This window comes from Deinococcus sp. QL22 (assembly GCF_023370075.1).
GTDB lineage: Bacteria > Deinococcota > Deinococci > Deinococcales > Deinococcaceae > Deinococcus.
The window spans coordinates 2,496,570-2,509,202 of sequence record NZ_CP097149.1 but is presented as its reverse complement, the minus strand read 5'-3'; the positions used below and the strand labels follow the sequence as shown (position 1 = coordinate 2,509,202).

Genomic DNA, 12,633 nt, shown 5'->3' with positions numbered 1-12,633 from the left:
CTGGCCCTATGTTGACTTCCGGCCTGTCTGCCCCAACGGTAGCGGTGGCATTTCTGGCAGGGCTGTTTTCGTTTCTCAGCCCATGCGTGCTGCCGCTGGTGCCCAGTTATCTGGGGGTTATCGGCGGGGCACGCTCTCCGCTGCTGCGGGCGCTGGGGTTCATTCTGGGCTTTGGTCTGGTATTTATGGCGCTGGGAGCGACAGCCAGTAGCCTCGGCGCAGTGCTGGCCCCCCACAAATTCTTGCTGGGGCAGGTGGCCGCTGTGCTCATCATCTTTTTTGGTCTGGTGATGCTGGGCGTCGTGCGCCTGCCCTTCCTGATGCGTGACACCCGCGCCCTGGCCGATGCGGGCGGGTACGGCCCGGTGGCGCTGGGCGCGGCGTTTGCCTTTGGCTGGAGCCCCTGCCTCGGCCCCGCGCTGGGCAGCATTCTGGGCCTCGCCGCCAGCACAGCCAGCCTCGGCCAGGGCGTGGGCTTACTGGCCGCCTACACGCTGGGCCTCGCCGTGCCGTTCCTGCTGGCCGCCCTGCTCTGGAACCGCCTGAACCTGCGCCGCCTGAACCGCTATTCCGGGATTTTTGAGCGCGTGGGCGGCGGTATTCTGGTGGCAGTGGGCCTGCTGATGATCACAGGGCAATTTACGCGGTTGGCCGCATTTTTTTACGGAGTGACGCCGGAATGGCTGAGGATGTAGGGCCAGGGTTGGTGGTGGGTGGATCGTGGATCGTAGGAACAGATGTGAGGCTGTTGGAGTTCTGGACGGCGCCTACACGGATGCAGAATGTCTAGCCCCGCCCCATTCACGATTCACGATTCACCTTCTGCCCTTCCCCACGCCGTTCAGTTGCGCGGAATCTGGCTGCGCCTGGGCCGCGAGGTCATTCTGCGGGGGCTGGATCTGGACATCCCCGCCGGAAGTGGCGTGACCCTGCTGGGCGAAAACGGGGCGGGCAAAACCACGCTGCTGCGCCTGATTTCGTCTGGTCTGAAACCCACACGCGGAGAAGGCCGGGTGCTGGGCTTCGACCTGCGTGATGGGCGTGCTGTGCGCGATTGCGTGCACCTGATGCCTGTAGACGCGGGCCTGTACCCTGACCTGACCGGTGAGGAAAACCTGAATTTTGCCCTCCAGATGCATGCGCTGAAGGGCGACGCAGCCTCGGCCCTGCGCCGGGTGGGGCTGGAGCGGGCGGCGGCGCGGCGGGTGCGCTTCCTGTCGGCGGGAATGCGCAAGAGGCTGGCATTGGCCCGCGCCCATCTGTTGGCCCGCCCGATCACCCTGGTCGACGAACCTTTCGCCAATCTGGACGACGCCGGACGCCAGTTGACGGTAGACCTGTTGGGCGATTTGTCGGGGCGCGGCGTGACCCTGCTGATCGCCGCCCACGAACCGCACTTGGCGCGCCAGGTGGCTCCCCGTGCGCTCCGACTGTCAATGGGCGTACTGAGCGAGGACGATCATGGCGCGTGAGCCGAGCATGGAACGTGGCATGTGGAACGCGATAGAAGAGAGGTCGAATAAGCCCCACACGCCACGATCTGCCCTGGAAACCGTGCTGACGGTGGCAGCCAAAGACCTGCGCGTGGCGGGCCGCACCCGTGACGCGCTGCTGGCGACTGGGTTTTTTGCCGGACTGGTGCTGCTGGTGCTGGGGCTGGCCCTTACTGGGGGCGTGACGCGTTCCGACGATGACGCGGCGGCGTTGGCCTCGGGCGCGGTCTGGACGGCCCTCGCGTTGGCCGCCGCCGTGGGCGCTCAGCGGGCCTTTGCACAGGAGCAGGAAGCCGGGGCGCTGGAGCAACTGACCCTCTACCCGGGGGCGCACGGGGCGCTGTATCTAGGCAAGTTGCTGGGCGTGCTGGGGCCGCTGCTGCTGGTGGCGGCGCTGGCCGTACCGATGGGCCTGATTCTGTTCGGCGCGGCGGGCGCGGGGCGGGCCGTACCCTGGCCTGCGCTGGCGCTCCTGACGGTGTTGGGCGTGCTGGGATTTGCCGCCGGAACCACGTTTTACGGCAGCATCACAGTCAGCCTGCGGGCGCGTGAAGCCCTGCTGCCTGCGCTGGCCTTCCCCATTCTGGTGCCGGTGGTCATTTCTACCGTGAAGGCCACCACCCTGCTACTGCAAACGGGCTGGACGCCGGAAGTAACGGCGTGGGTGGGCTTCTTGGCAGCGTTCGATGTGGGCACGGTGATTCTGGCGACGCTGCTTTTTCCGTATGCGGTGGAGGGATAGGGAGGGTGTGCACCGGGCACTGGTCAGTGGAAAACGAATCCGCCCCAACGCCCTAGACCTTTAGACCCTTAGACAATCCACCCACGATCCTCAACTCCCTGTCCCAGCGCCCTACAATTCCACCCGTGACCCTCTCCGCTGCTTCTATCGACACTGCTTCTACCGACGCCGCCCCCGTAACGCTGGCCCTTGATACTGCCACTCCATTCCTAACGTTGGCGCTGGCGTGGCCGGGCGGCGTGCGTATCTGGTCTGCCGAGGTGGGCCGCGCCCATGCCGAGCGGGTGGCAGGCGCGGTAGCCGAACTTTTTGAAGAGGCGGGCTTGCCGCTGCGGGCAGAGCGAATTGTGATTGGTACGGGGCCGGGATCCTATACGGGCGTGCGGGTGGGTGCAAGTTACGCGCTGGGGCTGGCGCGGGTATGGGGCGCAGAGGTGGTGGGCGTGCCCACGCTAGAGGGGCTGGTGCGCGGGCCAGACGGCGTGAAGCTGTCGGGCGGGGTGGCCGTATCGCTGGATGCCCGGCGCGGCAACGTGTACGGCGCGGTCTACCGATTAGAGGCAGGCGGGGTGGCCGAAGTCCTTCACGCGCCCGAAAAGCAGAGCATGGAAGACTTTCAGAGTCGGGCAGTGGGTCTGCCTCACTTTCATGACGGCGCACCCAGCGGCGAAGCTTTGCTGAGGGCTGGACTGGCGCACGGGCGGACAGACTGGGCCTTGGCCTACCTCTGAATCACACCCGGTACACTGTCCCCGACGCTTTATATTGGCGGCCCTGTAAGTACCGATGTGATATAGATTCCTCAACCTTACTTCTACAATCCCGCCCGAACCTTGGAGAGGTTTCTGACCCGTTGGCTCTGTGCCAGCCCGTCTTTTTGGCAACCGCTTTTACCGGAACAGCGGGGAGGGCAGTGGGGGAGGCGGCATCATCTGACCCATCCTATGAACTGTTGATAGGATTGGTCATCTGTTCTGGGGTTAACCCTGACCCGTTTTGGAGGCTTGACTATGCGAACCACTCTGCGAACCCGTCTTGTTCTGACCACCGCCCTGCTGCTGAGTTCTGCCGCCAGTGCCGCCACCACCACCCTGAATGTCTTCATGGGCAGCCAGCAACGGCCCGAAATCTTTCAACCGCTGTTTGACCGATTTCAGAAGCAAAATCCGAATATTCGAATCAAGATCGAAACGGGCGGGGCCACCAGTGAGGCGCAAAACCAATACCTGACCACCGTGCTGGCCGCCAAAGACAACACGCTGGATATTTTCCTGATCGATGTGGTACGTACCGCGACTTTTGCTGCCGCAGGGTGGGCTGAACCCCTTGACGCCTACGTGCCCAACAAAGACGTGTACCTGAAGGCGTTCCTGGCTGGCCCGGTCAACGCCGCCAGCGTGGGCGGCAAGTTGTACGCCATGCCTGCCTTTACCGACGCGCAATTCCTGTATTACCGCAAGGATTTGTTGGCAAAATACAACGCCAAAGCCCCCAAAACATGGGATGAGCTCGCCGCCACCGCCGCCCGCATTCAGAAGGCCGAGGGCGGCAACTTGCAGGGTTTCAACTTTCAGGGTGCACCCATTGAAGGGACGGTCTGTAACTTTCTGGAAATGACCTGGACGGGCGGCGGCAACGTGAACGACGTGACCAGCCCCGCCGCCAAGCAGGGCCTCGGCTTCTTGGTGAACGCCGTGAAAACCAAGCTGGCCCCCGCCGCCTCCAGCGAAATGAAAACCGACGACAGCCGCCAGCAGTTTCAGGCCGGAAACGTGTTGTTTGGCCTGAACTGGAGCTACGCCTGGGCGCACTTTCAGGGCAGCAGCCCCCAGCCCACCAAAGTCAAGGGGGATGTGGGCGTGACCGCCATTCCCGCCTTCGGCAAAAACAGCACCGCCACCTGCACGGGCGGCTGGCAATGGGCCGTGAGCGCGTACAGCCGCAACAAGGCCGCGAGTGCCAAACTGCTGCAATTTATGGCCAGCAGCGACATCCAGAAGGAAATGGCGATTAAAGGCGCGTACCTGCCCATTCGCAAGAGCCTGTACAACGATGCTGGAGTGGTGGCCGCCAACCCGCATTTCAAGAGCCTGTTCTCCATCGTAACCAAGGCTCGCCCCCGCCCCATTACTGCCAACTACCCCCGCGTCAGCGAGATTATTCGCAACAACGTGTCGGCTGCGGTGGCCGGAAGCAAGACCGTGGACGCTGCGCTGGCCGATATGCAGCGGGATCTGGAGCCACTCCTCAAATAAGGGCGCTTGTCTAAGGATCGAGGGTCTAAGGGACTAAGAAGAGATGCTTCTGGGGGCGGTTGAAGTTGGCGTTGCAAGGTGAACCCCCCGTTGCTCCGCAACGCCTCCCCTTAAGGGGAGGACAACTGCCCCCTGTTTTACCCTTAGACCCTCGACTCTTAGACCTCGAGACCCTTAGACGCCCCACCAAGCAATCTAAATCGATTTACCTCCACCTTAAAGCGAGGTCTGTGTATGGCTCTCCCCTCTCAATCCACCTCGCTTCCAGCCAAGCCTCACCGTTTTCGCCGGGAGCCTTCAGAGGGCTGGCTGGCCGTGATGTTGCTGGCCCCCGCTGCGCTGCTGCTGTGCGGCATCCTGCTGTTCCCCATGATCACCACCCTGCGCGACAGCCTGTTCGTGAACAAACTGACCGAACCGGGACTGGGCACGCCGTTTGTAGGTTTCCAGCAATACGTGCAGATGTTCGGTGATCCCCGCTTTGGGCAGGCGCTCCGCAACACCCTGTTTTTCGGCGTTCTGACCGTCGTCGGTTCCTTTCTAGTGGGCATTCCGATGGCATTGGCCGCCCATACGCCCAGCCGGTTGCGTGGGCTGGCGCGGGTGGCCTTGCTGCTGCCCTGGGCCATGCCACCCGTGATTACCGGTCTGATTTTCGCGTGGTTGTTCAACGGTCAATACGGCGTGTTCAACGACCTGTTGGTTCGCACAGGCATCATTCAGGAACCGCTGCGCTGGCTGTCTACGCCGGGGCTGGCGGTAGCAGCGATGGTCATCACGATTGTCTGGAAAACCAGTTCCTTCGTGGCCCTGATCGTGCTGGGCGGCCTGCAGGGCATTCCCCGCGAACTCACCGAGGCCGCCGATGTAGACGGCGCGACGCGGGTGCAGTCGTTCTTCCGCATCATTTTGCCCATGCTGGCCCCCAGCCTCGCGGTGGCCTTCATCTTCCGGTCTATCAGCGCCGTGCAGGTCTTCGATATTCCCTACACCTTCATTCAGCAGGCTCCGGCGCAGGGCTTGTTGGAAACATTGGGCGTGTATATCTACCGCACCTCTATCGAGTTCTTGGACTTCGGCTATGCGGCGACCCTGAGCGTGGCGCTGTTTGCCGTGAGTTTGGCCGTAACTGCCGTGTACGTGCGCTTTGTGCGCGGGGGGGACTGAGATGGAAGACGCACCCCCACGCCTGACCCCACTGGAACGGGCGGGCCGCTGGCTGGGCCTCAGCGCCCTGATCATCGGCGGGTTTTTTCCCTTCATCTGGATGGTACTGACGTCCATTAAAACCGAAGGTGAGTTGCAGAAATTCCCGGTGCAATATCTGCCAAGTGCACTGAATTTCGCCAATTACGCGCAGGTCTTTACCGAGCAGCCCTTCGCCCGCTTTTTCTTCAATTCCCTGACCGTCAGTTTGCTCAGTACCGTGCTGGCCATCGTGGTGGCCGCGCCCGCCGCCTACGCCTTATCCCGCCTGAATATCCGAGGCCGGGGCGTGCTGCTGACTGTCGTGGTGGCCTTTTCCATGTTTCCGGTGGTCAGTCTGCTGGTGCCCCTCTTCCGCCTGATGCGCGGCGCATCGCTGCTCAACTCGTATCCAGCGCTGATTTTGCCCTACGCGGCGCTGAGCCTGCCCGTAGCCATTCTGACGCTGGTGGCCTTCTTCAGTTCCATTCCCCGTGACCTCGAAGCGGCGGCGATGGTGGACGGTTCCACCCGTTTTGGCGCACTGACCCGCGTGGTGCTGCCCCTTTCGGCTCCCGGTGTCGTTACTGCCGCGCTGCTGGTCTTCGTCAATTCCTGGAATGAATTTCTGCTGGCCCTCAGCTTCAACACCCGCCTGAGCATGCGAACCGTGTCGGTGGGCGTCACGCTGTATCAGGGCGAATTCGCCTTTCCGTGGCCGCTGATCGCCGCCGCTGTGGTCATTGCCACTGTGCCCATCGTGGTGCTGATCGCCGTGTTCCAGAAACGCTTTGTGGCCGGGTTGACGGCGGGCGGGGTAAAGGCCTGAAGCAGTCATAGACGGGAAATGGGAAGGAGAAGGACACAACAGCAGTTGATTCTCTTTTCCCTCCTCTGGTTTACTCTGATCAATCCATAGCCTGACTTGCCTGTTCCGGCCACCACTTTCTAGTCACCGAGGTGCCCATGACCCAACCTTCCCAGTCCGAATTCCTGTGGTTTCTGCAACTCTCACGCGACGGCGAATTTATAGGCACCCGCGAGAAGCCGCCACGTAAGCCCACGCTGCCCTACATTTCCAGCTTGATCGAGACGGCGGGTGAGGCCGGGTTCGACGCTCTGCTGACCGCCACCAACTACCACTCCGAGCATGAAAACTACACGGCGGCAGTGGCAGCATTGGCCCGAACTGCTGCCACCGATCCGGCGCTCCTGATCGCGGTGCGGCCCGGTATGTTTCATCCGGCCATGTACGCCAAGATGCTGGCGACCCTGCAAAACCTGTTTCCGGGGCGGGTGCGCCTGAACATCGTGACCGGAAGTAGTCCCGCCGAAAATGCCATGTACGGCGACAATGAGAATCACGCCCGCCGCTATGAGCGCACCCGCGAATTTATGACGATCTTGCGCCAGTTGTGGACGCAGCTGCCGCCGCAGTCGTTCACATCCGACCTGTATTCCTTTGAGAAGGCCGTCCTAGACCCCGCCCCCGTGCAGCCGATTCCGCTGTATTTTGGCGGCGCGTCTCCGGTGGCGCAGAGAATTGCCGCCGATCTGGCCGACGTGTACCTGATGTGGGGCGAGCGAGAAGACATGCTGGCCGAGCGTATGACGCAGATGCGGGCGCTGGAGGAACAGACCGGACGCAAACTTCGCTACGGCCTGCGAACCCACGTGATCGTGAGGGAAACCGAGGCCGAGGCCCGCGCCGCCGCCGAACGCCTGATCAGCCGGGTTGACCCAGCGGTGCGGGCAGCGTTCGTGGCGAGTTATGCCCATGTAGACGGCGTGGGTCAGCAGCGCCAGATAGAAATGCTGTCGGGCGTGGGCGACGACTTGATGGTGGAACCGGGTCTGTGGGCCGGCGTGGGCATGGCCCGCAGCGGTGTTGGCGTGGCCCTGATCGGCAGCCCGGAACAGGTGGCCGCCAAAATCCGCCGCTACGAGGACATGGGCTTCAGCTCGTTTATTTTCAGCGGGTATCCGCACTTAGAGGAATCCCGGCGCTTCGGCGAACTGGTGATGCCGCTGCTGAAGGGCAGGGCCGAAGAACTGCGCGTGATTCATAGCGACGAGGTTGCGCCTGTAGCGTAGGAAAACTGGCAGCAAAAACGGCGGTGGCTAAGGCTTCCGCCGTTTTCATGTCCCTTCCAAGCGCCTTGCATTTGCTTAGACGCCGTACTACTATGCAAGACAACTCACAATCTTCGGCTTGGGCTGACCGGACTGAACCGCCAGTGGTCTGACTCTGCCCGCACAGAGTGCAAACGAGTCGGTATAGGCTCTGGCTGTGCTGTTCCATCACACTCAAGGCAGTCTGAAATTCTTGCCGCCACACCATCCACCTGCGCCCTCTCCCCCTTCTTCTGGACGGTGACTGTGACCCAGACCAACACTTCTTCTGCCGCTTCCCTTTCCTCTGCCCCGCCGGCGCTGCGGTTACGCGGTATCACCAAGCGGTTTCCGGGCGTGGTCGCCAACGACAGCGTAGACCTGACCGTAGACGCGGGCGAAGTCCTGGCCCTGCTCGGCGAGAACGGCGCGGGCAAAAGCACCCTGATCTCCATTCTGTACGGCCTCTATCAGCCCGATGAAGGCACGGTGGAACTGCGCGGACAGCCCGTGCGCGTGACCAGTCCGGCGCAGGCGCTGAAGCTGGGGATTGGTTTGGTGCCGCAACATCCGCTGCTCGTGGCGCGGCATACGGTGGCCGAAAACCTGGCGCTCGGCGGGGGCAGCGGCCTGTTTCCGGCGCGGGGAGTGGCCGGGCGGGTGCGCGAACTGTCGGGCAAGTACGGGCTGGAAGTGAATCCGCAGGCCCGCGTGTCCGACCTGTCGCCCGGAGAAAAACAGCGGGTAGAAATCGTGCGGGCGCTGATGCGGGGGGCGCAAGTCCTGATTCTGGACGAGCCGACCAGCGTCCTGACCCCGCAGGAAGCCGACGCCCTCTTCCGCGTCATGCGCGAACTGAAGGCCGATGGGCGCAGCCTGATTTTCATCTCTCATAAGCTGGATGAAGTGCTGGCGGTGGCCGACCGCGTAACCGTGCTGCGGCGCGGCAAAGTGGTGGGTGGGCGCGATACGGCGGGCGCGACCCGCGAGGACTTGGCCGAGATGATGGTGGGCCGCAGCGTGGACTTTACCCGTAAACGCATGGTTGGTACGAAGCTGGAAACGCCGTTGCTGACGGTGCGGAACCTCACGGCAATGGGCGCACGCGGCCTGCCCGCCCTGCGTGGCGTGAGCTTTGAGTTACGGGTGGGCGAGGTGCTGGGCGTGGCTGGAATCGCGGGCAACGGCCAGAGCGAACTGGTGGAGGTGCTGGCCGGACTGCACGCCTCGGCGGGAGAGGTGACGCTGGCGGGGCACCCCCTGACCGGAAACGCCGACGAGCGCTTTCGCGGCGGCGTGGCCCACATCCCCGAAGACCGGATTCATTCCGGCACCGTGCCCACCATGACAGTGGCCGAGAATCTGGCCCTGCGCGATTATGCGCGTGCGCCACTGGCAAGGGGACTGGCCCGCGACCTCGCCGCCACCGATGCACGGGCGCGGCAGGATGTGGAAGCCTACGCGGTGGCGACTCCCGGCATTCACACCCCCAGCCGACTCCTCAGTGGCGGCAACATCCAGAAGCTGATTTTGGCGCGGGAACTGAACGGTTCGCCCAAGCTGATTCTGGCGGTTCACCCGACCTATGGGCTGGACATCGGGGCCACCGATCAGGTACACCGCGTGCTGCTGGAACGCACCGAGGGCGGCGCGGGCGTGCTGCTGGTCAGCGAGGATTTGGATGAATTGCTGAGCCTGTCTGACCGAATCGGTGTGATGGTGGGCGGCGAGTTGCGCGGGCCGTTCCCGGTGGCCGAAGTGACGCGGGAATCGTTGGGCCTAATGATGGGCGGGGCGCATCCAACGGTGATTCCGGGTGCAGATCAGGGAGTCGTGGCGTGAGATTTACGGCCCTGTCTGCCCCGTCTGCCGCCCGCGCCGCGTGGGTCACGTTGGCCGCCGTCGTCGTGGCGCTGCTGCTGTGCGCTCTGATTTTCGTGTTTTACGGCGTCAGCCCCGGCACGGTCTACGGCACCATGCTGCGCGGCACGCTGGGCGATTCCACCGGGCTGGCCGAGGTTGCCCGTCGCACCATTCCCCTGCTGCTGATCGGGTCTGGGCTGGCACTGGCCTTCCGCGCCCAATTCTTCAACATCGGGGCAGAAGGGCAGGTGCTGTTGGGCGCGGTCTTCGCGGCAGGCACGGGGCTATTTGTGCCCTTGCCAGGAGTCTTATTGCTGCCCGCCATGTTCATCATGGGCGCGGTGGGCGGCGGGCTGTGGGCCGGAATCGCCGCGTGGCTGCGCCGCCTGAACGTAAACGAGATTCTGAGTACCCTGATGCTGAATTACATCGCCGTCGCGGTGGTGACGTACCTGATCGCGGGGCCGTGGAAGGGCAAAGAGGTTCGCGGCTACATCTATACCGACCTGTTTCCCGAAAACGGATTTCTGGCCGTGGTTCCCGGCACGCAGGTGCATTGGCCCACGCTGGTATTGGGCGTGGCGGGCGCACTGGCGCTGCAATGGGTGCTGAGCCGCTCTACGTTCGGCTACGCGCTGCGCGTGGTGGGCGAAAACCCCGGCGCGGCGCGGTACGCGGGCCTGAGTGCGGGCCGGGTGGCAACCACGGTGGCCCTGATCACGGGCGGTATGGCGGGCCTGGCAGGTGCGGGAGAGGTGGCGGGCATCCATCACCGCCTGCTGGAAGCCGGACAGATCAGCCTCGGCTACGGCTTTACCGCCGTCATCGTGGCGTGGCTGGCACGTGGCAACCCGGCACTGTGCCTGATTACCGCGCCTGTGATGGCCATTATTCTGGCGGGCGGTGACCTGCTCAAGATTGACCTGAATATGCCCTTCCGGGTGGTGGACGTGTTCAGCGGCGTGATTTTGCTGTGCCTGATCAGTTCCGAGGTGTTTATTCGCAACCGGGTGACGTGGGGAACGGGCCGGACTGTGGGGAGGAAAGCCAATGGATAACGTATTTATAGAAGCGCTGGTGCGGGCGCTGGCAGTGGGTACGCCGCTGCTGCTTGCCAGCCTCGGCGCCATTCTGAACGAGCGGGGCGGCGTGGTGAACCTCGGCGTGGAAGGCATGATGGCGGTAGGCGCACTGGCGGCCTTCGCGGTGGCCGTCGCGCCGGGGGGGAACCTGTGGCTGGCCGTGCTGGCGGCGGCGGCGGCGGGTGCACTATTGGCCTCGCTGCATGCCTTTGCCACCGTGACCTTGCGGGCCAACCAGTTTGTGAGCGGGCTGGCACTGGCCCTGCTGGGCACAGGCGCGGCGGGCTTGCTGGGCAAACGCTACGAGGGCGCGCCCCTGTTCAACAAAGTTCCCGACTGGAATCTGGCCGGATTCGTCATCAGCCCATTTACGGTCTTCGCCTTGCTGCTGGCGGGTGCTTTGGCCTTTTACCTCAACTCCACTCGCTCCGGCCTCACGCTGCGTTCGGTGGGAGAAAACCCTGCCGCCGCCGACGTGTTGGGAGTGAACGTGGGCCGGGTTCGCACAGGAGCGGTGCTGGCCGGGGGCGCGTTGGCGGGCGTGGCCGGAGCTTTTCTGGCCCTCAGCTACCGCGCGTCGTGGGCCGACAACATGACCGCGGGGTTGGGCTGGATCGCTGTCGCATTGGTGATTTTTGTGGGCTGGCGACCTCTGCGCGCCATCCTGGGAGCCCTGTTTTTCGGCGTGCTGTACTATCTGCAATTCCGGCTTCAGGGCAACAGCCCCATTCCCACTGAGGTCTTTTCGGCCATGCCCTTCGTGTTGGTGCTGGTGGTGCTGGCGTTGGCAGGCCTGCGCGGGCAACAGGGCGATGCTCCGGCAGGGCTGGGGCGGGCGTATGTGCGGGGAGAAAGGTAAGAGACTGTCTGGAAAGGCAGGGATCAGAGAGAAACTGCGGTTGGCTGGGCAAAAACAGTGAGTCTGCGAATCATACAACGAATGAAAGCCAGGAAAATAAAGGCTTCGGTGGTCTGGGGCAGCAGGTCATATTCACGGTTGAGTCGACGGTCAAAGGACAGCCAGGCGAAGCTGCGCTCCACGACCCAACGCTTCTTGATGACCACGAAGCCACGGTGGCCACGAAAAGTTTTGATCTGCTCCTCCGTCAGTTTCTGCCCCTCTGGGAGCCAATACCCCCGGGTATTGGCATCGGAGCGCTGAGAAGGTCTCTACGGTGTCGCCGAGGGTCGTTTTGACCCAGCCCTCCCATTTGCCTGTGATCTCCACCGTCGGCGAACAGATGGAGCTTCATCTGGGGCTGGTTCTGGCGCAACTCCTGCAGGAGTTGCTGGCTGCCTTCCCGATCGGTGATCTTCGCGGGCAAGACCTTGACCCCCAGCAGCACGCCCTGAGGATCAACGATCAGGTGATGCTTTCGTCCGTTGACTTTCTTGCCCCCGTCGTACCCTCGGACCCCCCTTGTTGCGAGGTCTTCACGCTCCTCGAATCGACGATCCCCGCTGTGGGCACCGCATGGCGTCCCACAGCCTCTCGCGTGCGGACGCGGAGCGTGTCATGGACGCGCGCCCACAGGCCATTTTTGTTCCACTGTTGAACATAATCGTAGACCGTTTTCCAGTGCGGGAAGTCGGCGGGCAACATGCGCCACGACACGCCACCGCGTTTCACGTACAAGATGGCGTCGACGATGTCACGGCGAGCGAGGTGAGCAGGCCGTCCGCCAAGTCGTGGGGCAGGGATCAGTGGGCCGAGAATGACCCACTCTTCATCGCTGGTGTCGCTGGGGTAGGTGGGTCGCCGCGTCATTAAAAAAGAGTATCCTACAGGCCATTCCCCAACCAGCACGCTTTCCAGACAGTCTCTAACAGCAGGATCGTGAAGTATGGAACGTGGATCGTGGGGCAACAGCCAAACCACGATCCACGTTCTACGATCACAC

The 12,633-nt window shown here is 63.2% G+C and carries 14 protein-coding genes; 11 read left to right on the top strand and 3 right to left on the bottom strand.

Annotated elements, in window-relative coordinates:
• Positions 1–8 precede the first annotated feature (8 nt).
• The 11 genes from M1R55_RS12590 to M1R55_RS12540 all read left to right on the top strand — a co-directional run bounded on the left by M1R55_RS12590 (position 9) and on the right by M1R55_RS12540 (position 11,591).
• Entirely contained in the window at positions 9–695 is a 687-nt protein-coding gene (locus tag M1R55_RS12590; protein ID WP_249392097.1) for a cytochrome c biogenesis CcdA family protein, read from the top strand.
• Between the two features lie 87 nt (positions 696–782).
• Positions 783–1,472: an ABC transporter ATP-binding protein gene (locus M1R55_RS12585; RefSeq protein ID WP_249392096.1), complete on the top strand. Its 690-nt coding sequence runs from the start codon at positions 783–785 to the stop codon at positions 1,470–1,472.
• On the top strand, positions 1,462–2,235 hold the full coding sequence (locus tag M1R55_RS12580; protein ID WP_249392095.1) for a heme exporter protein CcmB: 774 nt from the start codon (positions 1,462–1,464) through the stop codon (positions 2,233–2,235). Before M1R55_RS12585 ends, M1R55_RS12580 begins: the two co-directional genes overlap by 11 nt.
• Positions 2,236–2,360: 125 nt before the next feature.
• Positions 2,361–2,966, top strand: a complete 606-nt coding sequence (gene tsaB / locus M1R55_RS12575) for a tRNA (adenosine(37)-N6)-threonylcarbamoyltransferase complex dimerization subunit type 1 TsaB (protein ID WP_371827107.1) — start codon at positions 2,361–2,363, stop codon at positions 2,964–2,966.
• 279 nt (positions 2,967–3,245) lie between these two features.
• Positions 3,246–4,490 (top strand): ABC transporter substrate-binding protein, encoded by a 1,245-nt coding sequence (locus M1R55_RS12570; protein ID WP_249392094.1) that lies wholly within the window; start codon positions 3,246–3,248, stop codon positions 4,488–4,490.
• A gap of 234 nt (positions 4,491–4,724) precedes the next feature.
• On the top strand, positions 4,725–5,657 hold the full coding sequence (locus M1R55_RS12565) for a carbohydrate ABC transporter permease (RefSeq protein WP_249392093.1): 933 nt from the start codon (positions 4,725–4,727) through the stop codon (positions 5,655–5,657).
• 1 nt (position 5,658) lies between these two features.
• The gene (locus M1R55_RS12560) at positions 5,659–6,504 is read left to right on the top strand and encodes a carbohydrate ABC transporter permease (protein ID WP_249392092.1); all 846 of its coding nucleotides are present in this window, start codon (positions 5,659–5,661) and stop codon (positions 6,502–6,504) included.
• 137 nt (positions 6,505–6,641) lie between these two features.
• Entirely contained in the window at positions 6,642–7,769 is a 1,128-nt protein-coding gene (locus M1R55_RS12555) for an LLM class flavin-dependent oxidoreductase (RefSeq protein WP_249392091.1), read from the top strand.
• 285 nt (positions 7,770–8,054) lie between these two features.
• Positions 8,055–9,629, top strand: a complete 1,575-nt coding sequence (locus tag M1R55_RS12550) for an ABC transporter ATP-binding protein (protein ID WP_249392090.1) — start codon at positions 8,055–8,057, stop codon at positions 9,627–9,629.
• On the top strand, positions 9,626–10,708 hold the full coding sequence (locus tag M1R55_RS12545; RefSeq protein WP_249392089.1) for an ABC transporter permease: 1,083 nt from the start codon (positions 9,626–9,628) through the stop codon (positions 10,706–10,708). Before M1R55_RS12550 ends, M1R55_RS12545 begins: the two co-directional genes overlap by 4 nt.
• Positions 10,701–11,591 (top strand): ABC transporter permease, encoded by an 891-nt coding sequence (locus M1R55_RS12540; RefSeq protein WP_249392088.1) that lies wholly within the window; start codon positions 10,701–10,703, stop codon positions 11,589–11,591. Before M1R55_RS12545 ends, M1R55_RS12540 begins: the two co-directional genes overlap by 8 nt.
• Before the next feature lie 23 nt (positions 11,592–11,614).
• Here M1R55_RS12540 and M1R55_RS32120 read toward each other — a convergent pair whose 3' ends face one another.
• Genes M1R55_RS32120 through M1R55_RS12530 form a run of 3 tightly spaced genes read right to left on the bottom strand, consistent with a single transcriptional unit; the run spans position 11,615 to position 12,500 of the window.
• On the bottom strand, positions 11,615–11,797 hold the full coding sequence (locus M1R55_RS32120; RefSeq protein WP_371827091.1) for a transposase: 183 nt from the start codon (positions 11,795–11,797) through the stop codon (positions 11,615–11,617).
• A gap of 41 nt (positions 11,798–11,838) precedes the next feature.
• The gene (locus M1R55_RS32115) at positions 11,839–12,096 is read right to left on the bottom strand and encodes a hypothetical protein (RefSeq protein WP_371827192.1); all 258 of its coding nucleotides are present in this window, start codon (positions 12,094–12,096) and stop codon (positions 11,839–11,841) included.
• The gene (locus tag M1R55_RS12530; RefSeq protein ID WP_249392087.1) at positions 12,096–12,500 is read right to left on the bottom strand and encodes a transposase; all 405 of its coding nucleotides are present in this window, start codon (positions 12,498–12,500) and stop codon (positions 12,096–12,098) included. The genes M1R55_RS32115 and M1R55_RS12530 overlap by 1 nt, the downstream gene beginning before the upstream one ends.
• Positions 12,501–12,633 lie beyond the last annotated feature (133 nt).